This is a genomic window from Deltaproteobacteria bacterium (assembly GCA_016933965.1).
Taxonomy (GTDB): Bacteria; Desulfobacterota; Syntrophia; order Syntrophales; family UBA2210; genus JAFGTS01.
Window position 1 is genome coordinate 46389 of record JAFGTS010000022.1, and the last position, 26450, is coordinate 72838.

24 protein-coding genes are annotated in these 26450 nt (G+C 56.1%); 5 read left to right on the forward strand and 19 right to left on the reverse strand.

The genetic code is table 11. The annotated features are described in order from the left end of the window. Nucleotides 1–83: 83 nt before the first annotated feature. From JXO48_04930 to JXO48_04950, 5 genes are all read right to left on the reverse strand, one after another. On the reverse strand, nucleotides 84–992 hold the full coding sequence (locus JXO48_04930; protein ID MBN2283215.1) for a peptidoglycan DD-metalloendopeptidase family protein: 909 nt from the start codon (nucleotides 990–992) through the stop codon (nucleotides 84–86). Between the two features lie 218 nt (nucleotides 993–1210). Next, nucleotides 1211–3154: a pyruvate carboxylase gene (locus tag JXO48_04935; GenBank protein ID MBN2283216.1), complete on the reverse strand. Its 1944-nt coding sequence runs from the start codon at nucleotides 3152–3154 to the stop codon at nucleotides 1211–1213. Nucleotides 3155–3210: 56 nt separating this feature from the next. Then, nucleotides 3211–4668 (reverse strand): ATP-grasp domain-containing protein, encoded by a 1458-nt coding sequence (locus JXO48_04940; GenBank protein ID MBN2283217.1) that lies wholly within the window; start codon nucleotides 4666–4668, stop codon nucleotides 3211–3213. Between the two features lie 326 nt (nucleotides 4669–4994). After that, on the reverse strand, nucleotides 4995–6143 hold the full coding sequence (locus JXO48_04945; protein MBN2283218.1) for a radical SAM protein: 1149 nt from the start codon (nucleotides 6141–6143) through the stop codon (nucleotides 4995–4997). Between the two features lie 251 nt (nucleotides 6144–6394). After that, nucleotides 6395–7960 (reverse strand): alkaline phosphatase family protein, encoded by a 1566-nt coding sequence (locus tag JXO48_04950; protein ID MBN2283219.1) that lies wholly within the window; start codon nucleotides 7958–7960, stop codon nucleotides 6395–6397. A gap of 186 nt (nucleotides 7961–8146) precedes the next feature. Here JXO48_04950 and JXO48_04955 point away from each other — a divergent pair, with 186 nt between their 5' ends. Genes JXO48_04955 through JXO48_04975 form a run of 5 tightly spaced genes read left to right on the forward strand, consistent with a single transcriptional unit; the run spans nucleotide 8147 to nucleotide 11242 of the window. Then, complete coding sequence (locus tag JXO48_04955) at nucleotides 8147–8536, forward strand: hypothetical protein (GenBank protein MBN2283220.1); 390 nt, start codon at nucleotides 8147–8149, stop codon at nucleotides 8534–8536. Then, the gene (locus tag JXO48_04960) at nucleotides 8509–9162 is read left to right on the forward strand and encodes a protein-L-isoaspartate(D-aspartate) O-methyltransferase (GenBank protein ID MBN2283221.1); all 654 of its coding nucleotides are present in this window, start codon (nucleotides 8509–8511) and stop codon (nucleotides 9160–9162) included. Before JXO48_04955 ends, JXO48_04960 begins: the two co-directional genes overlap by 28 nt. An 8-nt stretch (nucleotides 9163–9170) precedes the next feature. Further along, the gene (locus JXO48_04965) at nucleotides 9171–9752 is read left to right on the forward strand and encodes a DedA family protein (GenBank protein ID MBN2283222.1); all 582 of its coding nucleotides are present in this window, start codon (nucleotides 9171–9173) and stop codon (nucleotides 9750–9752) included. Between the two features lie 5 nt (nucleotides 9753–9757). Further along, entirely contained in the window at nucleotides 9758–10531 is a 774-nt protein-coding gene (locus JXO48_04970) for a peptidoglycan DD-metalloendopeptidase family protein (GenBank protein MBN2283223.1), read from the forward strand. Nucleotides 10532–10573: 42 nt separating this feature from the next. After that, a complete protein-coding gene (locus JXO48_04975) occupies nucleotides 10574–11242 on the forward strand; it encodes an MBL fold metallo-hydrolase (GenBank protein MBN2283224.1) in 669 nt (222 codons plus the stop codon). Nucleotides 11243–11292: 50 nt separating this feature from the next. Here the strand turns inward: JXO48_04975 and JXO48_04980 are convergent, their stop codons facing one another. From JXO48_04980 to JXO48_05045, 14 genes are all read right to left on the reverse strand, one after another. Then, complete coding sequence (locus JXO48_04980; GenBank protein ID MBN2283225.1) at nucleotides 11293–12270, reverse strand: deoxyhypusine synthase family protein; 978 nt, start codon at nucleotides 12268–12270, stop codon at nucleotides 11293–11295. A 165-nt stretch (nucleotides 12271–12435) separates the two neighbouring features. Next, on the reverse strand, nucleotides 12436–13317 hold the full coding sequence (locus JXO48_04985) for a nitroreductase (protein ID MBN2283226.1): 882 nt from the start codon (nucleotides 13315–13317) through the stop codon (nucleotides 12436–12438). Continuing rightward, complete coding sequence (locus JXO48_04990) at nucleotides 13317–14288, reverse strand: NAD-dependent epimerase/dehydratase family protein (GenBank protein MBN2283227.1); 972 nt, start codon at nucleotides 14286–14288, stop codon at nucleotides 13317–13319. Before JXO48_04990 ends, JXO48_04985 begins: the two co-directional genes overlap by 1 nt. A 4-nt stretch (nucleotides 14289–14292) precedes the next feature. Beyond that, nucleotides 14293–15510: an alcohol dehydrogenase catalytic domain-containing protein gene (locus tag JXO48_04995; protein MBN2283228.1), complete on the reverse strand. Its 1218-nt coding sequence runs from the start codon at nucleotides 15508–15510 to the stop codon at nucleotides 14293–14295. Nucleotides 15511–15514: 4 nt separating this feature from the next. Further along, entirely contained in the window at nucleotides 15515–17182 is a 1668-nt protein-coding gene (locus tag JXO48_05000) for a thiamine pyrophosphate-binding protein (protein MBN2283229.1), read from the reverse strand. A 91-nt stretch (nucleotides 17183–17273) separates the two neighbouring features. After that, the gene (locus JXO48_05005) at nucleotides 17274–18143 is read right to left on the reverse strand and encodes an SDR family NAD(P)-dependent oxidoreductase (GenBank protein MBN2283230.1); all 870 of its coding nucleotides are present in this window, start codon (nucleotides 18141–18143) and stop codon (nucleotides 17274–17276) included. Nucleotides 18144–18207: 64 nt separating this feature from the next. Beyond that, on the reverse strand, nucleotides 18208–19143 hold the full coding sequence (locus JXO48_05010) for an NAD-dependent epimerase/dehydratase family protein (GenBank protein ID MBN2283231.1): 936 nt from the start codon (nucleotides 19141–19143) through the stop codon (nucleotides 18208–18210). 49 nt (nucleotides 19144–19192) lie between these two features. Continuing rightward, nucleotides 19193–20098, reverse strand: coding sequence for a C_GCAxxG_C_C family protein (locus tag JXO48_05015; GenBank protein MBN2283232.1), 906 nt, complete (start codon nucleotides 20096–20098; stop codon nucleotides 19193–19195). Between the two features lie 151 nt (nucleotides 20099–20249). Further along, nucleotides 20250–21488, reverse strand: coding sequence for a thiolase family protein (locus tag JXO48_05020; GenBank protein MBN2283233.1), 1239 nt, complete (start codon nucleotides 21486–21488; stop codon nucleotides 20250–20252). Between the two features lie 30 nt (nucleotides 21489–21518). After that, nucleotides 21519–22751, reverse strand: a complete 1233-nt coding sequence (locus JXO48_05025) for an acyl-CoA/acyl-ACP dehydrogenase (protein ID MBN2283234.1) — start codon at nucleotides 22749–22751, stop codon at nucleotides 21519–21521. A gap of 36 nt (nucleotides 22752–22787) precedes the next feature. After that, on the reverse strand, nucleotides 22788–24401 hold the full coding sequence (locus tag JXO48_05030) for an AMP-binding protein (protein MBN2283235.1): 1614 nt from the start codon (nucleotides 24399–24401) through the stop codon (nucleotides 22788–22790). A gap of 24 nt (nucleotides 24402–24425) precedes the next feature. Then, nucleotides 24426–25085: a hypothetical protein gene (locus JXO48_05035; protein MBN2283236.1), complete on the reverse strand. Its 660-nt coding sequence runs from the start codon at nucleotides 25083–25085 to the stop codon at nucleotides 24426–24428. 17 nt (nucleotides 25086–25102) lie between these two features. Next, a complete protein-coding gene (locus JXO48_05040; GenBank protein ID MBN2283237.1) occupies nucleotides 25103–25783 on the reverse strand; it encodes a hypothetical protein in 681 nt (226 codons plus the stop codon). A 15-nt stretch (nucleotides 25784–25798) separates the two neighbouring features. After that, nucleotides 25799–26191, reverse strand: a complete 393-nt coding sequence (locus tag JXO48_05045; protein ID MBN2283238.1) for a hypothetical protein — start codon at nucleotides 26189–26191, stop codon at nucleotides 25799–25801. Nucleotides 26192–26450: the final 259 nt, after the last annotated feature.

Sequence of the window (26450 nt, forward strand, 5' to 3'; positions counted from 1 at the left end):
TCACCATTAAAAAACCCGGTAACACTCCATTACCGGGAGACACTCTCATTTACCTCTTTCCTTGCGGGGGGAAGACACGTTTCTTAAAAGAGATACTTCCGCGGATTGACAAAGACACCGTCGACGCGCACCCCGTAATGGAGATGGGGTCCCGTGCTCCTGCCCGAATTGCCCACGTATCCGATGATATCACCGCGCTTCACCTTCTGTCCCACGCCGGCGGTGGATTTTTTCAGGAGATGCCCGTAGCAGGTCGATATTCCGCTACCGTGATCGATAATGATCATGTTACCCATATCGGTCTCATAGGTTATCTTTTTCACCTTCCCATCCGCCGGTGAAACGACTTCTTCGCCGATCCGGGTCGCTATGTCGATGCCTTTGTGAAACTCTCTGTTCCCGGTAAAGGGGGATATCCGGTATCCGTATTCAGATGTCACCCACCCGATGACAGGCCATATCGAGGGTATGCCGGCAAGAACCGATTTCTGTTCTTCGAGGAACTGGTGGAGCTCTCTGAAACTATCCTGCTGAACAGTAGCCTCATCGAGAAGGTCATCCATGCTTTCATGGATCTTTTCAATCAATTCATCATCCATGCGGGCTGCGGGCGATTCCGAAAAGTAATCTTCCCTGACGGAGCCGCCCACTCCCAGGAAATCATTGCTTGAGTGGGGTTCCTCGAGGTTGGTCATGATCCGTAATTTCTTATCGAACTGGCGAAGCTCCTCCATTTTCTTCTGAAAATCGCCCACCTTGTCGGCAAGCACGCTGATCTGTTCTCTCTGGGTTGCGCTGATCTCGCGCAAATCATCCAGTTCACACAATTTGTCCCTTGTATTGATATACTCGTTTGCAAGGAAAACAAGCGCGAGAAGAGAAACGACACAAAGAATGATAATACCGGTGAACAGCGTCGAAGACACCCGCAGCTTGCGTATGGTTCCTTTTTTTTGAGGTATGAGCAGAAGAGTATAATATCGCGTTCCCACTGCAGCTCCTCTTTCGATATTTTCCTGATTGCCCCTCGATGTCACGAAAAATTATCATAGATCGGACAAATGTCAAGCAGAGATTCAATCGTGCCGGATGAATCAGGGAGCCATCATATTGAATTCACACTGTTATTGGCGGCAGTCACGGTACGGCGGGGAATTTCCATCCCGCGACACCGACCGTTTTCCTGTTGTTCGATCCGGCAACCCGTTTCTCAGGCCTTTTTCTCGACCATGATCAGGGGCTCGCCCACGTCAACCTCGTCACCGGGCGATACGGCCACATCCGTCACGCGGCCGTTGATCTCGGATATGATATTGTTGAGCATTTTCATGGCCTCGAGCGTGACAAGCACCTCGCCGGCGGATACCTCGCTCCCGACTTCAACGGGAACTTCGTTCACCACTCCCTTGATCGGCGACCTCACATCACCGGCCTGCGCCAGTTCGCTGATCTCCTTCTGGGTAAGCGAGACCTTCCGTTCCTTCTTTTCTCCTTCGCTCTCAAGTTCGGTCAGGATCGGTTCCGGGTGGTGATCGATAATGAGATATGTCACGGCATCGCCGCCCTTTGTCCTTCGCTGCGGTCCGATCTCGATCCGGTGATGTTTGCCGTAGGCATCGGTAAAATCAAAGCGGTCTCCTAGGGTAAATCCGCCTTTTCTGAACCATACCGACGGCGGCAGCACCCAGGTCTTTCCATACTTTTCCTCGAATTTGAAAAAATTCACCGCGTCGTTGGGATGCTGCAGGTAGAGGACCAGTTCATCGTCCGTCGCCTTCCTTCCCAGGCGCCGTTCAAGCACCCGCCGTTCGATGTCGAGATCGACATCCTCTATCCGCTGATATCCGCCTTCGTTTTCAAGGATACTCTTCCAGGACGAGCCGAAGACCGTCTCGTAGATATCATCGCCGGGTCGGTAAAAAGGAAGTTCCCCGTAGCGGCCGAGCATCAGATTTTTCAGATCGTCGTTGGCGTCCCGGTATCGCTTCCCCTTCAGGACGTTATTGACGGCGGTCGTCCAGAGTATCTGCGAACCGGGTGTCACGCTCCACCAGTTACCCAGCTCCACCTGGACCCTCGGCAGTTCTTCCTGAAGTATCTGCGGCATCAGGTGCAGGAAACCGCCCTTGACGGCCTGCTCAAAACTGGAACCCGTTGCGCCGCCCGGCAATTTATGAACCTGAACGGTGGGATCGAAGCCGAGGAACTGGGACTCAAAGTCCTTGTAATGCTCCCGTTCCGGGCGGAGCCTGTTCGACGTGGCGACCACCGCATCGCGATCGATACCGGCCGCTGTAAAGCCATACTCCTCAAGGGTTTCCAGAACTGTCAGTACAGGAGGAGGTCCGTAAAACCCGGTAAAGGCATGATCACCCGCGTCGGCGATCCTGGCACCGTTCCTGACGGCCTCCACGATCCTGCCGATATCGTTACCATCGGTGTTATGCCCGTGATAATGGATGATCAGCTCCGGATACCGGTTGAGGATCGCCTTCACCAGGTCGCCCATCCGCTTCGCCGTTCCCAGCCCGCCATGGTTCTTGATGCAGAGGATGATCTCTTCACCGGTCACGGCAAGGATCTCGCCGACCTTGCGCACGTAATATTCATCGGTATGTTCCGGTCCCGTTGAAAAACAGATCGACGGCTCACAGATGCACCCTGCCGCCCGCACCTCCTCCAGAACGGGAACCATGTTGGGAATATAATTCAGGAAATCAAAGACCCGCCACACATGGATGTATCGGGCGAAACTCCGGACCGTCAATCGAATGACGTTTTCAGGATACGGGCGATATCCGAAGAGGTTGATACCCCTGCAGAGCGTCTGAAACATGGTGTCCGGCATCTGCGTCCCGAGTATTTCCAGCTTCTCCAGGGGGTTTATCTGCTTTCGCAGCATATCGACATGGACGGACGCACCGCCGGATATCTCGATCGTGAAATAGCCCGCATTATTGCGTTCCTCCGCGACCAGCATCTGCGTATGGGGCATGATACGATTTTTAAAATCCGACTGGGACAGGTCGCGCTCCGTATTGGTGATCAGGTAATCCTTCGCCCGACGGATCTTGTCGAGAACCGTCGCGGCCCCGCCACTGTGGAGGTCTTTCGGTGTAATTCGTTCATCCTGTGTTTTCTGTGGTGAGCTCATCATCCCATCCTGTCGGCACACTTGCCACGGTAAGCGTGCATGCCCTATTTCAACCGTCAGTAAGCGTAAGTGTTCGTCTTCTTCGCGTGGATCTCTGCTACGAGGCGGGCGATCCTGGCAACCTCCCGCTCCTTTTCCGGATAATCAAAAACGTTGCTGTGGGTTTCCAGATAGGAGGTATCAAAGGTTCCCTTCTGGAAATCCGCGTCTTCGCAGATGTTGAGATAGAAGGGAATCGTTGTTTTCGGACCCACGATAAGAAAATCATTGAGGGCACGCTTCAGGCGCTGAACCGCCTGCTCCCAGTTATGCCCACGGATGGTCATTTTAACGAGCAGCGAGTCATACTCGGTCGGTATCTTGTATCCCTGGTATGCCATACCGTCAAGCCTGATACCGGGACCCCCCGGAGACTGGTAGACCTCGACCCGCTTCCCTCCCTCAGGCATGAAATTATTTTTGGGGTCTTCGGCGTTGATCCTGACCTGGATGGCCTTTCCCAGCAGGTGGAACCGGACTTCGGGTATCTCAAGCCGATGTCCTTCCGCTATCCGTATCTGTTCCCGCACGATATCCACGCCGGTAAGCATTTCCGTGACGGTATGCTCCACCTGGAGCCGCGTATTCATCTCCATGAACCAGAATTCATTCGTCACGGAATCGACCAGGAATTCCACAGTCCCGGCATTGAGATATCCGGCGGAAGCCGCGGCTTCTACGGCCGTTTTATGGATGGATTGCAGAACATCCATGGGGAGGTCCGCCGGCGCGATTTCTATCAACTTCTGATGGCGGCGCTGGATCGAACAATCCCTGGTTCCCAGATGTATGACATTCCCCTGTGAGTCCGCCAGTATCTGGACCTCGACGTGACGCGGCCGCTGTATGTATTTTTCCACATAGACATTATCATCGTTGAAGGCCGACCGCGCCTCCGCCCGCGCCTGCGGCACCTGGGTAACGAGTTCGTCCCTGCTGCCGATCTTTCTGATCCCCCTGCCGCCGCCTCCCGATGACGCCTTCAACATGAGGGGGTATCCAACCCGCTCACCGAAGGCCACAGCTTCCGCGATCCCCTCTTCACCCTTTGCAAGGTTGTCGGTTCCCGGAATGGAGGGAATACCCGCTTTTTCCATGATCTGGCGGGCAATGATCTTGTTCCCCAGGTTTCGGATGACCTCAGGCGGCGGTCCGATGAAAATCAGCCCCGCCTCACTGCATGCCTGGGAAAAATCCGGATTCTCCGCAAGGAACCCGTACCCGGGATGGATCGCATCCGCCCCCGTTTTCCGGGCGGCCCATATCATTCGCTCTATATCAAGGTAATCCTTTCGCGGTCCGTTCCCGATAAGTATCGCGTCATCGGCGAATCTGATAAAGACCGACTCGTTGTCGGGCCGCTCATAGACTGCAACAGCAGTGAGACCGAGTTCCTTGACGGTCCTGATGATCCTGAGGGCTATTTCACCCCTGTTCGCCACCAGAACCTTCCGTATCTCCCTTCTTGGCTGCATTTCCACCTTCCTGTCGTAGCGTATTACAAAGCGCGGTATACTACCCGGACCTTACTATCATGTCAAGAAAATAGGAGAGGGGGTATGGATTACGGATTACGGATTATGGATTATGGATTATGGATTATGGATTACGGATTATGGATTACGGGGTACGGGGTACGGGGTACGGGGTACGGGTTAAGTTTTTCACCTCCCTTTCGTAAAGGGAGGCCGGGAGGGATTTTTGTATTTAAAATCCCCCTCGATCCCCCTTTTCCAAAGGGGGAGGTGGTTTCGTCACGTACCCAGGCACTTAGACACTCAGGCACCACGCCCCGATCATCTCAAATGTAGTTATACATGATCGCCTTCAGGTCTCTCTCGAAGGCATCGGGCTCCGTGTTCCTGTAACGGTCGACAATGTCCTTGAGGGCATCGTAAGTGCGGCGCTCATCCAGGTCGTCGAGTCGGCGGTATATTCCACGCCGTCGTCCAAGCTGGTAAACCCGTCGCTTTTCTTCCGGCATGTCGCAGTAACGGTCAATGATCCCCAGAAGCCTTTCACGGTCCTCCGGAAGCTTCCCCTCCAACTCCTCCAGAAGGTTCAGGATATGATCGCTGACGACGGTGCTTTCAATGCCATCAAGGTTTTCAATGAAGAGGCGTATCTCGCGAACCATATCATCATCACTGAGCGGAATGAACTGCCCTTCATCCATCATGCGGTACAGCTCCGTTCCGGGGATCGCCTGGACCGACCGGAGGCGGATGAAATCGGGGTTTATCTCATTCATGACCCGCGCCGTTTCGACGGCGTGCTCGCGCGACCAGCGTTCTCCTCCAAGGCCCGGCATAATGTACTCGGACAGGGATATGCCCGCTTCCACCACGTTACGTCCGCCGGCCACATGCTCGGCCGCCGTCACACCCTTGCGAATGAAGGCAAGCAACGGGTCGTAACCGGTTTCCATACCGATGTGCACCCGGGAAAGTCCCGCGTCACGGAGCGTCTCGAATTCTTCACGGCTTTTCCGGGCCGCCGTTTTTGAGCGGCAGTATGAAGTGATCCGGGTTACTGACGGGAAGGCTTCCTTGATGAAGGAGATCACCTGCGCCAGGTCATCGGTCTTTACTACCAGCGAGTTGGCATCCTGAAGAAAGACCGATTCCCCGCCGAAATAGAGCCACGCGGCAATGCTGCGGTAGCTGTCATTGAAGAGGGCCTCGTTCGCGAATATCCCGGCCACGACGGCCCGAGAAACCGACCCGCCTTCACCCATCTTCCACGACAGGGACCTGATATCATCGGCGATCCGCCGGGCGCATCTGATATCTTCCTTCACATCCTCGATGGACCGTATTTCGAACTTCGTTCCCCGGTAACAGCGGCAGAAGGCACATTTATTCCAGGGACAGTTCCTCGTCACGCGGATCAGGAGGCTTTTCGCCTCACTGGGCGGTCTGATGGGCCCCTGTTCAAATGAAACGTTCATAGTTTTACCTGCCACTAACTTGCGTTCTATCACTTGACATCCCTGTTTAAACGGCCATTGAAACGTTTTTGCAATACATCTCGGCGAAGCGGAGGATAAGCGATCTCAACTGTCTGAGCCGCAGGCGAGTTTTGAGATCGCCTGAAGCAAGCCGTTAGATGTATCAAAAACGTTTCGGGCCGGTGAAAAAGGGATGTCATGGATCACAGGCCGTTACTTGTTTCTGAACATCATAAGCACTGAGTAATATATTAACCCTTTGCGGAAAAATCAATCACCGGTCTTCCCTCTCCGTAGACAAGCATGCGATAGGTCTTTTCTATCCGGTCCCAGTTCTCTTCCCGGTCCATGGACCAGTAACGGCCGATGACGGAGGCGACCACCCCGCCGCCCAGTTCCCGGCATTTCTGTTCGATCTTCTCAATATATATGGCGCCGCTTTCCGGTTTCTCCCCCCTCCGCCCGAGCATGGCATGGATAAAGAAGTCCCTCACACCCTGCCGCCGGGCCAGTTCCATCAGGGCATAGAGATGGTCAACGGAACCATGGGAACTGAAAAAAGACACGATCCCCATCAGGTGCAAAGCGCCGCCGCTGCGTTTGCATGCATCGATGACCTTAAGAAAAGCATCATTGTTGAAAAAAGAGCCGTCCGCTATCGCCCGGTCTATCCTGACCCGATCGGAATATACCCTTCTTCCCGCACCGATGTGAAGGTGCCCGACCTCGGAATTTCCCACCATCCCCTCAGGAAGCCCCACCGCTATGCCGGAAGCGGCCAACCGCGATACACTGTGACGGCGCATCAGGTCGTCCATCACCGGTGTCTTGGACGCGGCGATCAGGTTTCCCCGCGTCTCATCGTTCAGACCCCATCCATCAAGGATGAGGAGCATCACGCGCTTCGACGGAGCGATGTGTTCATCAAGGAGCAATGTGTTCCCCGTCATGACCGCCGGTTTTTCTATTCCAAAGATCTGCAGGATCGTCGGGGCGACATCGGCAAGTTCACCTTCCTTCTTAAGATTCACCTGCCCTGTTCCCGTCACGACCATGAATGGCACGGGCGAGTCCGTATGGCCCGTGTCGATTGCGCCGTCGGGATAGAGCCACTTTTCCACCGTCCCATGATCGGCCGTCACGAACGTCGTAACTCCGGCCCGCCCGGCTTCATCCAGGAGGATCCCCGCCGTTTCATCGACAACTTCGACGGCCCTCCTGATCGCACTTTCATTTTCAATATGTCCCACCACATCGACGTTCGGAAGGTTCACGACGACAAAATCATAGGTCACGTCACGGAGGGCGTCGATGACCGTGGAACGGATCTTTTCTATGGACATTTCAGGGGCTTCATCGAAGAGCACGACATCCTTTCTGGTGGGAAGGATCGATCGTTCCTCGCCCGTGAAAGGCTGAAAGGATTTCCCGTCAAGGAAGAAGGAAAGATGAACGGCTTTTTCCGCCTCCGTTATCTTTATCTGCCGTTTTCCCCGCTGAGCCAAAACCTCGCAGAGGCTGTCACGGACCTTCCCTTCCGGTGGAAAGGCGACCTTTACGGGAAGGTCCTCGTGATACTGGATCATCGTCGCGTACCCGAGACGGAGGTCGTTTTCGACGGGAAATTCGTGAAAATCCCTTTCAACGAGGCTTCGCGTCAGTTCTATCTCACGCTCCCCCCGAATGTTGTAGAAAATGACCGAATCCCCCCGCCTGATACGGCCCACCGGATTTCCCCCGTCATCCGCGCGAACGAGAGGCTCAAGCGTTTCATCATCCTTGTCCGGCCCGTAGGATCCGCGGACGGCCCGGGACATGCAAAGATCACGTGATGCGTCTGTCACGGCTCACTCCTGTCGGTCAATAGTCCCGGTAGTAGTATTACAGTGCGTCCTTCTTGTCAAATGTTCCGGAAGCGGGACGAACATGCTTTTCGGTTGAAAACGGGCGATGTCCGTGATAACGGTTTATCTTCAATAATCAGTGGAATATGCGCATTACCGATGAGTGACAAGGGCTATGAAAAAACCCAGGAAGAAATACTGAAGGAACGGGCCGAGGTCCTTTTCCGAACGGGCCGGATGCTGTCCGACGCCATCAACCGGGCACGGGATATCGAAAAGGACATTGACGAAAAAATGAACATGCTCAATGATCGCGTCCGAAACGGATACGTTGATAGCATCAACGGTCTGTGCCGGGACATTGATGAGCAGATCAACCAGTTCAACGAAGCCCGTGAATACGCAAAGATTCGGTATTACTACCTGATCGTGACGAGGGAGGCAATGGGGTTCCGGCGGCATGCCTGGGTGGAAAACATCTATCGAATTCCCAACAAGAAAAAAAATCTGAAAAGAAACCAATGGACCGGTATGCAAAACGAAGGCTGAGAATGGTCGACGCTCAGCTGCGTTCTCGGGGAATACGGGATAAGCGTGTTCTGGAGGCCATGGGAAAGATCCCCCGCCATCTCTTCGTCGATGAAGGCTTCCTCGAACGGGCCTACTCGGACAATCCTCTTCCCATCGGGGAGCACCAGACGATCTCGCAGCCCTTCATGGTCGCCCTCATGACGGAAGCTCTTGAATTGAAGGGATGGGAGAAAATACTTGAAATAGGAACTGGCAGTGGTTATCAGACGGCGATACTCGCCGAACTGGCGGACCGGGTATGTTCGATCGAACGGATCGCCCCCCTCGCCTCGCGGGCACGGAAGGTCCTCGATACCTTACAATACCACAACGTATTGATACGGGTAGGCGACGGGACCTACGGGTGGAGCGAAGAGGCGCCCTTTGACGGCATCATCGTCACCGCCGGGGCCCCCGATGTCCCGGTGACGTTGAAAAAACAACTGACCGTGGGAGGCAAACTGGTGATCCCCGTGGGAGACCGACATATCCAGTCGCTGCTGCGGGTAACGCGTCTATCCGAGGACATGAGCGACACCCGAACAGAGGACCTCGGCGGGTGCCGGTTCGTCGACCTCATAGGTGAACATGGCTGGAAAGGCTGACCTTCCTTATGCTGAGACGACTGTACGACTGGGTCCTTCACTGGGCTGAGACACCCTATGGTTCATGGGCACTTTTTCTTTTCGCTTTTGCCGAATCAAGTTTTTTCCCCGTGCCTCCCGACGTCCTTCTCATCGCCCTTGCCATTTCAATTCCGGCCAGGGCCTTCAGATACGCTCTCATATGCACGACCGGTTCGGTCATGGGCGGCATGGCCGGGTACATGATCGGAATGTACTTCATGGACCTGGTCGGGTTGCGGATACTGCATTTTTATGATCTCATGGACACCTACGCGACCGTGGGCGATTTCTACAAGCGATACGACGCACTTGCCGTGGCCGTGGCGGGATTTACTCCGATACCCTATAAGGTCTTTACTCTTTCCGCAGGCGCCTTCGGTATAAATTTCCCCGTTTTCGTTCTCGCGTCCACGCTTTCCAGGGCGGCACGTTTCTTCCTGGTCGGCTGGCTCATATATGCGTTCGGAACAGGCATACGATCATTCATTGACAGATATTTCAACGCACTGGCCATTCTCTTCACCGTTCTTCTTGTCGGCGGATTTTTCATCATCAAATGGCTGCTGTAGGGAAAATGACATATTCAAAACACATATTCATCCTGGCGGTCGCCTTACTGATCCTGTTCGCTGCGTCCTGTTCGGTCCGCCCCCGGGGCGTGTATCACACGGTGCAGCCCGAGGAAACGCTCTGGCGCATCGCCCAGGCCTATAATTGCGATGTCGACGAGCTCGCGCGGGCAAACAACCTGAAAGACAAGAACCGCATCGAGGCGGGCCAGGTTATCTTTGTTCCCGGAGCCGACACGGTCCGCGTGACCACCCGGGGCACTTCCGTAAAAGAACCTTCCCCGGGGACCTCGCCCGGTAAAAGCACCGTAACAACAACGCCGAAAGCGACAACGCCGCCGAAGGAGGAACCGAAAGCAGCCGCCGCGATCCAACCGCCGCCGGCGACGAAAAAATACACCCGCGCACGCTTTATCTGGCCGGTTAACGGTGACGTGGTCTCCACCTTCGGTCCCCAACAGAACGGTATGCGCCATACGGGTATAAAGATCGAGGCGTCAGAGAAAACTCCCGTGAGGGCATCGGCGGGAGGGATCATCATACACTCGGGACCGATCAAGTATTTCGGGGAAACCGTGATCATCAAGCATGACAACAATTACACGACGGTCTACGCCAATCTTTTCGACAGGAAGGTGCAGGTCGGAGATGCCGTCACCCAGGGCGCCCTGATAGCGCTTCTGGGGCGGGACGAAAAAACGGGCAAGGAATGCCTGCATTTTGAGATACGATATAAGAACGTCGCGAAAAACCCGCTTTCCTATCTCCCAAAACGATGAGAAACGGCGGGACGCGGCCGAGAACTGACGAGAGGAGTCATTATGAAGCTGACGGATGAACTGTATGTCTATGAATGGACCAATCCCTTTGAAAACAACTGCAACAGTTTTTACATCGGTGGGAACGTGGGTGCCCTGATAGATCCTGGCCTCCGCTCTTATGTCCCGGACCTGCTGAAACGCATGAAGAACGACGGCATCAATGAAGATGATATCCGTTATGTGATAAACACGCATTCCCACCCCGATCATTTCGATGGGGCGGCGTATTTCAACGGCAGGGACTCCGTCTCTATCGGCCTGAACGATGAGGAGCTCGCATTCTACCGGGAGATCGGGTCATCCATGTACCGGCTCTTCGGCCTGGAGGCGCCCGAGATCGACATCGACATGGTCCTTCGCGAGGGCGACATCGAAATGGGAGGGGAATCGTTCCGGATACTTCACGTCCCCGGGCACTCCCCCGGCTCCATCGCCCTTTACTGGCCTTCGCGCAAAGCCCTGTTCCCGGGAGACGTGATCTTCGCCCAGAACGTGGGCAGAACGGACTTCCCCGGTGGAAGCGGACAGCAACTCAAAGAGAGCATCCGGACGCTTTCCCGGCTCGACGTGGAATACCTGCTGCCGGGACATATCAATATCGTGACGGGAGCTGAATCGGTGAAAGGGAACTTCCGGTTCGTCATCGATCGGATATTCCCCTATATATGAACCAGTCCCCGTGTAATGATGGATCGCCTGTAATCCAGGGCTTTTCGCACTCAGGCACTCAGCACATAGGCAAATATCAACGGCACCACGATGGTGGCATCCGATTCGATGATGTACCGCGGGGTGTCAATACCGAGCTTTTCCCAGGTTATCTTTTCGTTGGGAACCGCACCGGAATATGAACCGTAACTGGTCGTTGAATCACTGACCTGGCAGAAGTATCCCCAGAGCGGCGTGTCGCGCAGTTCCATATCCTGCCGAAGCATGGGAACCACACAGATGGGAAAATCCCCGGCGATGCCGCCGCCAATCTGAAAAAATCCGATGGTCCCTTTTTCGCTTGTTTTCTGGTACCAGTCCGCCAGGCACAGCATATATTCAATTCCTGTTCTGACCGTGTGAACGTTCTTTATCGTTCCCTTGAGACAGTGCGATGCGAATATGTTTCCCAGCGTCGAGTCCTCCCAGCCGGGCACGAAGATGGGAAGGTCCTTTTCACAGGCCGCCACCATCCAGCTGTCCTTCGGGTCGATCTGATAGTAACTGGTGAGTTTTTCTTCCTTGATCAACTGGTAGAAAAATTCATGGGGGAAATACCGCGCGCCTTCGCGGTCGGCCCTGATCCATTCCTCGAGCATCGCCCCTTCTATCCGCCTGATCGCTTCCTCCTCAGGAATACAGGTGTCTGTCACCCGGTTCAGATGGCGCTTCAGAAGCCCCTGCTCTTCATCCGGGCTCAGGTTCCGGTATGCCGGAATGCGCACATAGTGTTCGTGGGCGACAAGATTAAATACGTCCTCCTCCAGGTTCGCACCGGTGCAACTGATGGCGTGTACCTTCCCGCGGCGGATCATTTCAGCCAGGGAAAGCCCGATCTCCGCGGTACTCATGGCCCCGGCCATGACGAGCAGCATCTTTCCGCCCGCTTCCAGTGATTTCCTGTATCCTTCCGCCGCGTCAACGAGGGCCGCGGCGTTAAAATGCCTGAAATGATGCTTTATAAATTCTGCGATTCCTGCCGTTTTCATGGTCATACTTCTCGCTCGGATGAGGATTTTTCTCCTTTTTTTGGGGGGCTACGTTACCACAGGTGACGGGGAATGACCATTCTTTTCCATCATGGGAGAACGATCTGCAAAGGACACACAAAAACGGTTCGGGGTCCGCCGGAAACCGATGCGGCCGACGTGCCGTCAATTTCGGACCCAGGTCGCGCAATATTCGGCCCGGGGTGGAACGGTGTCAACAGCGGCGGGCCCCTTCTCCCATTGTCCGTCGATCCCTGCCTCACGCATAGCCAGATCGAAATGGCACATGGCTATCCCCATGTCTATCCGCTGGAGGTCCGCGGCCGGGAATAACTTCCTGTATCCCGGCGTGCGTCTGAGGAAGAAGTATACCCTGTCGTCCGCAACGACAACGCGCCAGGGCTGCTTGTTCACCGCCGACGGCGCGAGCCTGACCATCTCGAGAGGTCGACCGTAGACGCCGGCCCGGTCTGCATCGATAGGAGTTCGAAAATCCTTTGAAAAAAACAGTTCCTTCCACTCCTTCCGTTTCGCCGAGCCGACGCTCGCGCGCATGAACCTGTCGCGAAACGTCGGGGTCTCCTGTGGATATCCGACGGGACAGACGGCGGGCAGGATCTCATTTTTGGTCAGTCCGATCAGGTCCGCATAGGAAGAACGGCTGAAGGTCCCGCCTACCCAGCATGTAGCGAGGCGCAGACCCGTCGCGAAGAGAATGATCTTCTCAAACTGGTAGCCGAAATCCTCCATGTTCGCCCCGTCCTTGTTCACCGCTCCGACGATGAAATGGGTCGCCCCTCTGATCACACCGTAGGTTCCGGGAACAGTTTTCAGACCCTCCACGCCGCTCTCGACGAGATAAAATCTCGTCCGCGAGCCGAATGGGGGGTCCGCCTGAGACGCCATGAACGAATCGAGAAGTTCCTTTTCATTCATCCCCAGCGGCCGACCGCTGAAACTCCTGCACGACTTCCGCAGCTCCATCAGCTCCGTGAACGAGAGCCCCGTTCTGTGATTCACCGTCATGTGCCTGTCTCCATCGGACATCACATTTCCTCCCGTACCCACCGTCCGATCGTTGTCATGGCCTCGTCATAGGATACCATCGTCCGCCATCCCAGTTCATCCGCCGCCCGCGCCGTCCTCACGTCATTGTCTCTTCCCATGACGCCCGCGGCGAGTCGGGTGACAGGAGGTCTGATATTGAGAGGTGACAGGAGCATTTCCAGCAGATACCCCAGAGACCAGGCCAGGGGAAAGGGAACGCTTCCCAGGGGCTTTTTACCGATCATCGCTCCGAGGTCTTCAACATAACGTTTCCAGGTAACGTCCCAGTCATCCCTGAAAAAATAGGTCCTCCCGTCCGCGGCATCCATGGTACCCGAGCGGTACAGACCATCGATGAGGTTGTCCACATAGAGCAGGCTGGCACTGTGCCTCCCGCCGTCGATCAACGGAACGATCCCGGTCCGGTAGCGTTCTATGATATCGCGGACCCAGACACTACCCGGGCCGATGACATTGGCCGGCCTTACAATGGTGCAGGACAGGCCCCGTGTTTCCCGGTATGAACCCACCAGCCGTTCGGCATCGAGCTTTGCATCGTTGTATGGCACTCCCGACTTACGCGGCTCATCATCTTCGTCGAAGCCCTTGAGGTGACGCCCGAGGCCGCAGGCCGCCATTGAACTCACATAGACGAACCGGGAAACATCCCCGGCGCATTCCTCGAGGAGGGAGCGGGTACCGCCGAGTATCGCATCGTAGAAGAGGTGCCGCCGCCCCCAATCGGTAACCCTGGCGGCAAGATGGAACACGATATCGACACCCTTGCCGATACCGTGCAGGCTCTCAGGCACGGTGAGATCACCGTAGCGGAATTCCGTCACATCGCCGGCGATATGGTCGACCCCTTCACCGGGGAGCACAAGGGCGGTGACGGCGCAATCCTTTTCGGACAGCTTCCTGCAGAGCCGTGAGCCGATAAATCCCGTGGCGCCTGTTACGAGTACCTTCATACCATCACTGATGGGAGACCATTGTCTTGATCGCCCCGTATTTTCCCTTGTTCAGGTTTGTCTCTATCATTTCCCGGAAACGGTCAAGGGAGAATTTGTGTGTCATCATGTCCTTCACGACGGTCTTCCCGCCGGTGATAAAATCGATGGCCGCCTGGAATACATGCTTCCGTTCGCCGAAGGCATCGGTGAACCCGTAGCTGTAAACACCTCTGATCGTTTGCAGTTTCAACCAGAGAGGTGTCAGGTCGAGTTTTACGTCGTGCCCTATGCCGACGACGCTCAGGACCCCGTCGACGGCCAGGGCCCTCAACGAGGTGTTTATCGTCGCCGTGTTCCCCACGACATCGAAGATACGGTTGAACCCTCCCATGAGTATTTCCGTCCCGATCATGGGTTTGTAACGCCGGGCACCGGTAACGGTCACGGCCTGGGAAAAAACATCACCATCGGTGAAGACACGATCGGCACCGGACCTCTTGATCGCTTCGGCGTGGAAGGGAGAGGTCTCCGACACCGAGATACGGCAGTCGATATCGAGTGCGCGAATGGCTTTCACCACCATGGTCCCGATCACCCCGCCGCCGATGACGAGCACTTCGTCACCCGGCTCCGGCCGGTTATCGGCAACGGCCTGCAGGGCGACGGCGTAGGGCTCTACCAGGGCCCCTTCCTCAAGGCTCATCCCATCAGGGAGCTTGTAGACCTGGCTGTAGTGAGCCACCTGGTACTGTCCAAAGCCGCCACCCGTGTCCCGGCATATGCCGTTGAACATTCCCGGCGCGATGATCCCCTCGGCCATATTCTCGCAGTTGCCGGTACGTCCCGTCCGGCAGGCCCGGCATACCGGGTCTATACCCCGCGGTCCACAGTCCAGGTGGGGCGCTATGGTGACCATATCACCGACGCGGACGTTCGTGACGGCACTTCCCGTCTCAACCACCTCCCCCGACACCTCATGCCCCATGGTACAGGGAAAGGAGGTGAAGGGGCTTGCCGTCGGCGAATCCCTGAGCAGAATGAGGTTCAGGTCGCTGGCGCAGAACCCGCACAGATAATTTTTGATCTTCACCCACTCGGGCGACGGAAGGGACGGTTCGGGAACATCCACCAGTCGCGCCGTCGCCAGCGGCCCCTCATAATACAGTTTCTTGCTCACCAGTCCAAGTACCTTCAGCGCCGCGAATTGCGGAACTGTTACGGAAAACTGGAGTGCTTTCATGATATTACTCCATCTTCAGACCGTCCACCAGCATAAGTGTGGCCGGACTTGTTACGGTCGGGTCCGTCAAAACGTTGACACATACAGGCTTGCGTGATCTCAGCGCCTTCCTGAGGGCCGGAACGATGTCCTTGTCCTTTTCAACCAGGATGCCGACACCACCCAGCGCTTCGACCACCTTCTCGTAATTCGCCGCCCGTAATCCGGAGCCGTAACAGCGTTTCGGACCATAGCCCAGTTCCTGCCCGTGCTTGATCATTCCCCATGCGCAGTCGTTACAGATAACACAGATAAAGGGTATCTTGTGCCTGATGGCCGTATCGAATTCCATGGCATTGAAACCGAAGGAACCATCTCCCGTAATTACGACGACCGTTTTGTCCGGGCGCGCGACCTTTGCCCCGATGGCAAAGGGTATGCCCGTGCCCAGGCACCCGAAGAGACCGCCCGAACCGGGAAGTACGGAACCTTTTTCCGTCGCCGTCAATCCCACAAGACCGAAATAGGACGTGTCACCGCCGTCGACCACGTAGATGGCATCATTGCCGATGGTGGCACGGACCTTCTCCACGAGCCTGGCCGGATGTATCGGGTGGGAAGGCTTTTTCCGCGCCGCCAGTTCCTCGGCTATGAGCGGGGCATACCCTTCCTTGAGCTGCTTCAGCCATTTCTTCCGGTCGGTCTTTTTCACGGCTGCGTTCAGTTCTTTCAGCGTGAGCCCGATATCTCCCACCAGTCCCACGTCGGACGCCCTGTTCCTGTCTATTTCGCTGGCTTCCACGTCTACTCTGACCACTTTTGCCTGGGGAAAGACCTCGCCGTACATCTGGATCCAGTTGAGACGGATCCCGGCGGTGATGATCAGGTCGGCCATGGAAAATGCCGCCAGGATCCCCGAAAGGCCGCCGTCCCAGATGGAGCTGGGATGATCGTCGGGCAGGACCCCCCTGCCGGCGTTCATCACGATGAAAGGAACACCTGTCTTTTCGATGAATTTTTTGAATTCCCCGTCACAGTCGCTCCAGCAGAGACCGTTGCCGCCGATCAGGAGCGGCCGCTCCGCCTTGTTGATGAGTTTCGCCGCCTGCCGTATTGACGCCGCGTCAGGACGGCACCGGTAGACCGTGCCTCCCTTCTTCTGGCGGGGCAGCTCAGATTCATTTACCTTGATGTTCAGGATGTCCGGGGGCAGTTCGAGAAAGACGGGACCGGGCCTGCCCGCCACAGCGTTCCGAAATGCCGTTGCGAGGTATTCCGGGATACGCCTGACGTCGTAACATACGCCGTGCCATTTCACGAAATCCTTGATCATGTCCGCCTGGCACATATCCTGCAGCGCCCCCTTGATCCAGTCCCTCACGGGTGCCGTCCCGCTTATGAAGACCATGGGAGCATTCTCAAGCCGGGCATTTACGATACCCGTGAGGGCGTTGGTAAATCCCGGGCCGGCCGTTACGAGGCATACGCCCGCTTTTCCCGTATACACGCTCCAGGCCTGTGCCATCATCGCCGCCGCCTGTTCATGTCGGACATCAATGATCTTTACCTTGTATTCCAGGCATCCGTCGTAGATGTTGTCAATGTGGCCCCCTACGAGGGAAAAGATCGTGTCGATGCCTTCGACGTTCTTCAGATATTTGGCAACCAGGTGCCCACCAGTCAATTCAGCCATGCCATCACCTCCTGTTGTATCATGATGTACCCACTTACTCTTCAAAACACCGACATCGCGTGCCGGTCGCTTCACCATGAAATAATACCCCCTATTTCACCTCCCCTCTCCGCCGTTTCAGAAATTCTGACGCCGATGGCGGAAGGAAGTCCGACCATCCACGCAGGGCAAGGCGGGCCGTACCGGCCACGCTCTTCCGTGATAACAGCCGCACCACGCCCTGATGCAGTATCTTGTTCTGCCACCCTACAACGGTGAACATCCGGCCTTTTTTAAAAGCCTCATATCCCGTTCGTACTACATCATCCACACTATTACACGAGAGGGTAAAGGGGATCAGATCCCCGGGGAAGTGAGCGTCCTCGAGGAGCGCCGTATTGGTGAAACAGGGATTGAGTACGGATATGACAACGTTCGATCTCTTCGGAAGCTCATAGCGGATCGATTCGGCGAGGCTCTGGGTAAATGCCTTGGTGGCGGAATACACGGCCAATTGCGGTAGAGGCTGAAAGGCGGCCACGGAAGCGATGAACAGCATACCCCCGGCATCACGCTCTATCATCGCCGGCAGGCAGAGACGGGCAAGCTTGGCGTAGGCCATGCAATTGAGAAGGATCATCTTTTCCAGCCGCTCCTCATACGGCATCTGCGCGAACGAGCCGAACCAGCATATCCCGGCATTGTTCACCAGTATATGGATGCCGCCGGCTGTGGCTTCGGCTTCTCTGAACAGAGTTTCCGGTCCCTTTGGTTCGGTCAGGTCGATCCCGAACGTCCAGGTGTTGATACCGTACCGTGATCCCAGCTCCGCCGCCCACTGGTCCAGTTTTTCACGCTCACGGGGCAGGTCTGCCAGTATCAGGTCGGCACCGTCCCGCGCGAAGCAGTGGGACAATCCCTTTCCGATACCCATGGCGGACCCCGTTATGAGCACCGTTTTCCCCGTGACATTCAGTTTCATTCGTCCCTCCTTCACCGCTCAGCGGCCGTTATTGTCTCGACCTGACACGAATCTTGGAATGCCGTCACCTGCTGTGACGGATAAAATCTTCAAAGGCCTCCTTCGTCGTGTATCGGAACCGGTAGCCCAGTTCTTTCTTTACTTTCTCGTTACTGGCTATCCAGGAATTGATGACGAGGTTCAAACCGGGGCTGGGAAATTTCGTGATGAACGACGCTCTCAGGAACCACATCAGGTTATTGAGGGGGTACATGATGGGAAGGGGCAGTTTCAAACACCAGTTGCCCAGGCCGCGGACCATCTCATCGAAGGTCATGGTTCCGTCGGCGGCGAGATTATAGACGCCGCCCCTTTTTTCAATGAGCAGCCGGCACATGATCTCCACCAGGTCATCTTCATGAATGAACTGGAACGGGACCGTCTTCCGCGGCAGAATGACTATCTTCCGCTTCAAGTGCTGCGACAGGGGATTATCGAAACCGGCACCGACAACGAAGCAGGGCCGAATGATGGTAAGACAGATCTCCGGGTGGGTCTCTTGAAATTCGGAACAAATAAATTCGAGCTCCTTCTTGTTCTTCGAATAGGTAAAATCATCGTTTCCCCGCAGCGGGCTGTCTTCGGTCAGGAGGGGCGGGTTATCGGGATGAAAGCCGTAGGCCGTGGTCGATGAACAGTGCAGTACCTGGGGAATGGCCGCCCGCGCGGAAGCGTTCAGAGCGTTTTTCGTTCCGTTGATGTTGATGTCTTCCATGTAGGCCTTGTCATGCAGGGGCGGCAGGATAAAGGCGGCATGGATGAGCCGGTCGACATTCTTCCCCTCGAGCAGCGGGTAGATGTCGTCCCGTACGTCATGCCTTATGAATGTCAGTTTTTTCGACGTGAAGGAAGGCGGCTTCAGGTCGATCCCCCAGACCGCAGAGATCTCATCCTTCGTCTCGAACAGCGAGACCAGCTTGCTGCCGAAATATCCCGATACGCCTGTAATAAATACATTCATTGCAACCGGGTCCTCCATTCCTGCAAACCAACCACCGAGCGACAGGTCATCACAGGACCGCATCTTTCCTGACGAAGGGCCGCCACGTTTCGATCAGCATTGATGCCAGATCGGCGGTATGGTCGATCAAGCCGTTGCAAAAAGAAGAGCTGTTCATGTGGACGGCAAAATCATGCCAGTCTTCAAACGTTCGCGCCGTGATCCGACTACATTCGAGCGACCCCGCAGCAGAAGCAAAGTTCTTCGCGAGGGTCGATCCCAGTCCGAAAGGCTCAGGCATGCCACGGGGGCGTTCCAGCAAAAGGTTCACATGGCCTATGAGAAAGGCGGAAAGGATCTGCAAATAGGACATATGGCGGACATCAATTCCGAAGAGCATGTTCAACGCCATGACCCCTCCCGCCAGCGCACCACAAAGGCCGCCGGTCAGTCCAATGCCACCGTCAAAAACGAAGGATAACCGCTCTACGCGGGAGTCCCCCACGCCGGTCCGTTCACGGACCTTCTCAAGGACCGACCGGGCGCATCGGTATGACGGCATCTCCCGCGGAGACGTATCGTTCTCACTGAGCAGGATGGACGTTCCCGCACGGACGGGATCGAGATAATTCACTGCCTGTGTGATATGTCTAAAGCAGCGTGCCATGCGGTCCCCCGGCAGCAGGTATCGGATCTGACCGCCTACCCGGTTGAAATCAACTTCAGTTCTGACACGACAGATCGTGGTACCGAAATGAACGGTGAACCAGTCGATATACTTTTCAATGAGCCCGATCACATCGATCTCGGCGGCAAGACCACGTTCTTTCAGGGCATGGTCATGGAGCAGAGCGATCGCCAGGGCGCCACTGGTCACGACACCACAGGTAGAACCGCTGGCAACGGTCCCTCCCTCAAATCCGGTCGCCGCGCGAAGCAGCATGTCGTCCCTGCACTCGATCCGGTCCTGGAACACTTCCAGGGTGGCAAGGCCTCAGTTCAGATTCTTGAGCAGAAACAGAGCGCCTTTGAGCCCGAGGGAATTGTCGCTCTTTGCCACGTATTCCTCCCCACCGACCTGAACAGGCGGATGACGAATGTCATCCGCCTTCAGGTGTTCCTTCCGATCAGACCTTTTCCAGGATATGGATGGTCATCGACGCTTCTTCAACGCCGATATTCCCTCCGCCGTTTTCCGTCAGCCCGATCCGGGCGCTTTCCACCTGCCGCGCTCCCGCCTCTCCTCGAAGCTGATGGACCACTTCATAGATCTGGGCAAGCCCGGAGGCACCGATGGGATGTCCCCTGCATTCGAGTCCCCCGCTGGTGTTGATCGGCAGGGAACCGCCGAGTTTCGTAGCGCCCGTTTCCGCAAACACACCGCCCTCGCCGACGGGGCAGAATCCCATCACTTCGGCCTGATGCAGTTCACCGTAAGCCGTGGCGTCATGCAACTCGGCAAGGTCTATATCCTCCGGGCCCAGGCCGGCCATGTCGTATGCCTGCCGGGACAGACGCAGCCCGATATCGGGACCGTCGAGCTCCCGGTCCGAGCCGGAACCGAGGACGGACGCCCGGACCTTCACGGGACGGGCGTCCTTCAATTTCTTCAGGTATGAGGCGGAGCACAGGATGGCCGCCGCAGCTCCGTCACCGACGGGCGCGCACATCGCCCTGGTCAAGGGCCACGCGACGGACCGGTCGGCAAGCACTTCCTCAACGGTCATGTCCTGCTGATACTGTGCCAGCGGATTCAGCGATCCATGCCAGTGATTCTTCGCGCAGATGACGGCGAGCTGCCGCTGCGTCGAGCCGAACCGGTCCATGTGCCACCGGCATCCCATGGCATAGGCATCCATGAAGATGCTCCTCCCTTCACCGGGAGGACTCTGACCTTCGGGAATTTTCACGTTCACCTGTTTGCTGACCTCTTCGAACATTTTAATATGTTCGTCGAAGTGTTCCACATCCATGCAGCTCGCGTACGCCCCCAGCGAAAGCGCCTTGTTCTCATGGGTGATCTTTTCCGACCCGATGGCCAGGACCACGTCATGCATGCCCGCCTTGATGGCCGTATACCCCAGAAGGAACGCCGTCGATGCCCCGGCGCAGGCGTTTTCAACGTTCACGATGGGGATCGTGTCGATCCCCATATGCCACAGCATTACTTCACCCCTGATCGAATGCTGATTCGAGAACATGCCCCAGAACGTGTTCGATACGTACGCCGCCTGAATGTCCTTTTTACCGAGCCCCGCGTCCTTCAGCACAAGGTCCACCGCCTGAGTCGCCATCCCCGTGACCGTCGCGTCCGGATACTTGTTGAATCGAATCATTCCGATCCCGATTACATACACATCGTCCATAATCATTTTCCCCCTGTTTGGGCTGTCCCGCTATTCCGCTTTCAGGAGAAGATGCGCTCCCGACAGCGCGAGACTTTCATTTGAACCGTCCTCGATCATGCCCGCCCGGGCATCCCTGAACAGCTTTTCTATCGGGTATTCCTTCGTCAGGCCGTTGCCGCCGAAGAGCTGGAGGGCATCACTGGTCACCTCAAAGGCCGTCTGGGTGCAGAAGATCTTTGCGGCGATAGAATACTGAGTCGCCGGCGGGCTCGTCGACAGGTTGTATATGATGGCCGACCGCGAGTACGCACGGCCCACCTCTATTTTCATGAACATGTCGAAGAGCATCCGCTGCACCGTCTCGTGTTCACAGAGCATCTTTCCGCCCTGGACCCGCTCACGACAGTAATCTATCGCAAGGTCAAAGGCCGCCTGGGACACACCGGTGAAAAAGGCGCCCATGCAGGCGTTCGCCGTGGCAAGGGTGATGTCCGTGAACATCTCATAGCTTTCCGGGTCGATGATCATCTGCTCATCGGGACACACGGCATCATCGAAATAGATCTCTCCCTGGGGAAGCTCCCGCTGTCCCATCTTCTCAAGTGGCTTTCCCCTGGTAACACCCGGCTGCGTCAGATCGATCAGGCAGATACCACCGCCCGACATACCCATTGATTTGTCGATGCCGACGAAGAGCGCCGCCTGTGTCGCGATCGGACCGTTAGACACCCAGGCCGCTTTCTGACCGTTGACCAACCATTTGTCACCCTTCTTTTCGGCACGTATCTGCTGCGTAATGCTCGGGGAATTAAAAAAAGGAGTAAAGGGCATCAGGATATCCGACCCATGCTCCGGCTCGGTGATCGCCCAGCAGGACATGACGCTGGCGTCGGTGCATCCCACAAAGGGGGTGATGAAATTATTGATAAGGTTCTCTTCGGGAACCAGCGATGCGAAAAAGGCGGAGAAGCAGGAAACACCGAGGGATATCGTGAATCCTACGCTGCCGTAACTCAATTCCTCAAAAACGATGTGGATCCCCAGCGGGTCCAGGCCCAGGCCGCCGTATTCGTCGGGGATGAGGACCGTATGATAGGAATTCTGGTACATTTTTTTCATGCAGTCCCAGTACGGCGACCCCGGAGCAATGACTTCCTCGGCGCTCATCTTGTCAAGCTCCAGGGAAACCGGCCGGAGCACCTCTACGGAAAACTTGTGAACGTTCTCTTTCAGTGACTGATGCTCTTCAGACAGTTCAAGATTCAGTTCGGTATAGGGCATAGTTACCTCCTTTTTACGGCACAGACAGGGTACCGGTTACTGATAGTCTTCATATTTGTAAATTGTTCCCGCGCCCTTTTCAAAATCCTCCCGCAGCTTCCGATCCAGCGCCTTTTCGGAAACAGTCTTCGGTATATCGTCAACCACCTGAAGGTAGGAGGGAATAAAATTCGCTTCCAGGTCCTGCCGGCATTTCTGGAATATCGAGGCAGGGTCTATTGTTCTTCCCTCAAAGGGCGAAACAGCCGCCACCAGGTCGCTCTCACCGGGTGCCCCCGACGCGGCGGGTATTCCATAGACGCAGACCTCGCTCACGTCGGCATGCTCGCCGATGATCTTCTCCACATGATCCGGCTGGATGAAGTCCCCCGCCCTGCGCAGTTCGGTTCCCTTCCGAAAATCGAAAAAGTACCAGCCGTCTTCGTCACGATGGACGATGTCACCCGTTCTGAGCCATCCGCCCTTCGTTTTGTCCTTTGACGCGTCTGGCAGGCCAAGGTAGTCCACCCTGGTCTCGCCTTTCATCATCCGGCAGACGAGCTCTCCCTTTTCACCCGGCGGAAGGGGGCTGTCGTTGTCATCGACGACCCTGAACTCCATGACGCCGGGGATCGGTTTTCCAAAAGAACCGATGGGGCCTTTTCCGATCGGCTTGTAGGCGAACCCGCCCTCGATGGCACCGTACCACTCAAGGATCTGCACATTGAATCTCTTCTCGAAGGCTTCCCACATGGATACGGGCGTTCCCGCGCTGATGACCACCTTTACGGGATTGTCACCGTCATCGGGTTTTTCCGGTTCATTGAAAATGCCGGCCATCATCCCGCCGAGCAGTGAGAACGACGTACACCCGTATTTTCTGCAGATATCCCAGATCCTGCTCTTCGTGAACCGGGGGCTGAACACGGCCTTGATACCCGCGTACAGCGCCGGGAAAAGGGTAACGGCCTGCGCGTTTCCGTGGGTGAGGGAAAGGCCGGTATAGAGGATCTCGTCCGGCCGATAGCGCCAGACAAGCCGGTTCAGGATCGTAAAGAGTCCTGTCCGGTTGTTCCTGATCTTCACACCCTTTGGATCACCGGTGGTCCCCGATGTGTAGATGATCTGCATGGGTTGCCGGACATCCATGATCTGCTGTTCCACGCGATCCCAGGAATCCTTCTCCAGGGTTTCGTTGAGCACCGGGTACCGGTCGGGAACGTCGATGCCGTGCTCGGGGCGTTTTACCACTGAAATGAACCGGAGCCCCGGAACATCGGCGATGACCTCTTCCAGTTGCTCAAGGCACTGGTCCGACACGAAAAGGGCCTTCACGCCCGAGTTGTTGAGGAGAAATTTCAGGCGGTCACCCCTCGAGCGCGGGTCGATGGGCACCATGACCGCCCCGATGGTCGTCCCCGCCAGAAGGGCATGGACGAATTCGGGATGGTTCCGCATGAACACTCCGAAGGCATCGCCGGACGTGATACCCTGATCGAGCAGCAGGCGGGCCACCTTGTTCGAATTCTCATAAAGGCTCTTGTAGGTCAGAACATCCTCACCGAACTCACCACGTTCGAAAACAAGGATCTCCCTGTCCGGCTTCGCGTCGGCCTGTATCTCAACCATGTGTGAAGCGATCACCTGGTTCAGGTGTGCTTTTGAAGACATGTTCCACCTCCTCCGCGCGCTGTATCAGAAATCTTCGCTTTCCACCGCACCGATGAACCCTCTGTTGAAGGTGGGGAACTCCTTGTTGAAGATCTCGTCCCAGTAATCCTTCGTCCAGAACTTATGACGGTCGAAGAAGGGGTCTTCTTTCGCGGCGCTCACGCACACGCTCACGACGATGTCCACTCCTTCGAGCACTTCCATCGCCCTCGCACCGAATCCCAGGGTGCTGAAGACCCGGCAGTGGAGTCCCAGCCGCCAGGCCATAGCGGCGGCCGCATCGGCGGCGATATTCAGGTTGATGTTCTTGAACTGGCAACTCGGTCCGTTGGCCGTCAGCGACTCGACCTCCTCTGCCTTGTTCATTTCAGCGCAGGTGCGGTAACCGCATGCACCGCAGTTATAATTGAAATGCGATTTTCTCGTATCCCCCAGAACCAGCAGGGCACAGGGCTCCTTGATCAATTCAACGACGAACCTGCCGTCCCGTGCGGCCAGCGGCGCCATATCGCCGAGGGAAAAACAGAATTCCGCGATCCGTTCCATCTCTTCAGTCCCGACGGCGATGATCTTGACCGTGTCTCTCCCGCCGAAGCGGAAACTGTTGTGGGCCGCGAGCGCCATCAGCTCAACGGCCCTCTCAAGGCCGTTCTGCACCAAGGTTTCCATTTCTATTATAGCCATGACCTCTCCTCCTTTCCTCAGCTGTAGATTGATCGGAACTGAGGCCAGAGCCGCTGAATGATACGGTCGTTCATGGTCCTCTCGTTGATCTCATCGTACCGGCGCGGGATATCCCTGAAGGGACTCTTTTCCGTGACGGACAGTCCGACGGCAAGTGCGAAACCCGTCGCCCGCGGAAGGATCCCCATCCGCATCGCCGCCAATCCCGCCGACCAGTACACGCCGTAATCGATACCCAGGTTCCGTGCCATTGTGACAATACCGTCAATGGCATAGGCGATGTTGTTCGCTCTGAACGCGCAGAGCGGCCCCGTAAAGGCGACCCCCGGTTCGCTGGGCAGCTTTTCTTCCTCCTTCAGGTACTCGCAGGTCAACTTGCCGCACATGTTGCAGTTGATGTCGGCGGGGTCCGTGAGGCTCCTCAGGGAGGTGACGACCATGACCACATCGGCGTCACGCAGGACGGCCGCGTCCTTCTTGAAGAACTCCCAGGCCTTGTTCTCACCGGCCAGTTCTTCGACCATCTGGCAGAGGTCTTCGATGTCGCACTCATCATCGATGATGTGGGTCGTACATTCACCCACACCGCCAACACGGGGTGACGTCGTGGCCGACGCGAGAAGGAGCAGTGCCGCCAGCTTCACGGCGTCTTTCCGGTCTTCCTCGAATTGCTGCAAACTTCTCTCGATACTCATCATGATCCTCCTTCAGTCCTAAATGGGCAGATTGAACTTCTTTGCGATGTCGGGATAGGCCTGATAGGCGGGTTTCAGCATGGGAAGCAGCTTGAGTATCTTCGGCATGGGTCCCTTTGCCTTGACAAGACCCTTCGCCAGTGCCACGGGAAGTTTGACCTGCTGGAGCCAGAACTTGTGACAGGTATCCCCGCTCAGCCACATCTGGATGGTCGGTTTCAGGTCGGCCTCACCGCAGATGACCTTTCCTTCGTTCGACAGCCAGATATATCCGTCGGGACCATCGATGATGAACTGGATGACGATGTTCGCGTCGATGAATTTCTGACCCATGACGGGGTCTTTCATCAAAATCTCGAACAACCCACCCAGCACCTCGTACATCTTTTCCGTACTTTCAAATACCGCCATACTCTGTCCCTCCTTCTTCGTGTGATTTTGTTGATACGAACGTATTCGACATCCCCCGGGAATGCAGGGACGTGCACACAGGGTAAAACGGTAAAATTCGGAATCAGCAGGCAGCTCGTAATGGAAGAAACATCCGGATGTCGCACGGCAAAGGCTCGATCGAAACAGGCTTTCCCGCCTGAGCGGCGGTATGTGGAAGACGACGCAGAGAGGACGGCTGCATCCCCCCGGCCCCCCGTCCCTCCGCCGGCATCCGTTA

Coding starts and splice junctions, on each gene's coding strand:
- JXO48_05030 (MBN2283235.1), bottom strand. CDS start 24,401: ATGTCTTCAAAAGCACACCTGAACCAGGTGATCGCTTCACACATGGTT.
- JXO48_04980 (MBN2283225.1), bottom strand. CDS start 12,270: ATGAAAACGGCAGGAATCGCAGAATTTATAAAGCATCATTTCAGGCAT.
- JXO48_04965 (MBN2283222.1), top strand. CDS start 9,171: ATGCTGAGACGACTGTACGACTGGGTCCTTCACTGGGCTGAGACACCC.
- JXO48_04955 (MBN2283220.1), top strand. CDS start 8,147: ATGAGTGACAAGGGCTATGAAAAAACCCAGGAAGAAATACTGAAGGAA.
- JXO48_04985 (MBN2283226.1), bottom strand. CDS start 13,317: ATGTCCGATGGAGACAGGCACATGACGGTGAATCACAGAACGGGGCTC.
- JXO48_04970 (MBN2283223.1), top strand. CDS start 9,758: ATGACATATTCAAAACACATATTCATCCTGGCGGTCGCCTTACTGATC.
- JXO48_04990 (MBN2283227.1), bottom strand. CDS start 14,288: ATGAAGGTACTCGTAACAGGCGCCACGGGATTTATCGGCTCACGGCTC.
- JXO48_04995 (MBN2283228.1), bottom strand. CDS start 15,510: ATGAAAGCACTCCAGTTTTCCGTAACAGTTCCGCAATTCGCGGCGCTG.
- JXO48_04950 (MBN2283219.1), bottom strand. CDS start 7,960: ATGTCCCGGGCCGTCCGCGGATCCTACGGGCCGGACAAGGATGATGAA.
- JXO48_05010 (MBN2283231.1), bottom strand. CDS start 19,143: ATGAATGTATTTATTACAGGCGTATCGGGATATTTCGGCAGCAAGCTG.
- JXO48_04940 (MBN2283217.1), bottom strand. CDS start 4,668: ATGCAGCCAAGAAGGGAGATACGGAAGGTTCTGGTGGCGAACAGGGGT.
- JXO48_04960 (MBN2283221.1), top strand. CDS start 8,509: ATGGACCGGTATGCAAAACGAAGGCTGAGAATGGTCGACGCTCAGCTG.
- JXO48_05005 (MBN2283230.1), bottom strand. CDS start 18,143: ATGAAACTGAATGTCACGGGGAAAACGGTGCTCATAACGGGGTCCGCC.
- JXO48_04945 (MBN2283218.1), bottom strand. CDS start 6,143: ATGAACGTTTCATTTGAACAGGGGCCCATCAGACCGCCCAGTGAGGCG.
- JXO48_05000 (MBN2283229.1), bottom strand. CDS start 17,182: ATGGCTGAATTGACTGGTGGGCACCTGGTTGCCAAATATCTGAAGAAC.
- JXO48_05040 (MBN2283237.1), bottom strand. CDS start 25,783: ATGATGAGTATCGAGAGAAGTTTGCAGCAATTCGAGGAAGACCGGAAA.
- JXO48_04975 (MBN2283224.1), top strand. CDS start 10,574: ATGAAGCTGACGGATGAACTGTATGTCTATGAATGGACCAATCCCTTT.
- JXO48_05045 (MBN2283238.1), bottom strand. CDS start 26,191: ATGGCGGTATTTGAAAGTACGGAAAAGATGTACGAGGTGCTGGGTGGG.
- JXO48_04935 (MBN2283216.1), bottom strand. CDS start 3,154: ATGAGCTCACCACAGAAAACACAGGATGAACGAATTACACCGAAAGAC.
- JXO48_05020 (MBN2283233.1), bottom strand. CDS start 21,488: ATGGACGATGTGTATGTAATCGGGATCGGAATGATTCGATTCAACAAG.
- JXO48_05035 (MBN2283236.1), bottom strand. CDS start 25,085: ATGGCTATAATAGAAATGGAAACCTTGGTGCAGAACGGCCTTGAGAGG.
- JXO48_05025 (MBN2283234.1), bottom strand. CDS start 22,751: ATGCCCTATACCGAACTGAATCTTGAACTGTCTGAAGAGCATCAGTCA.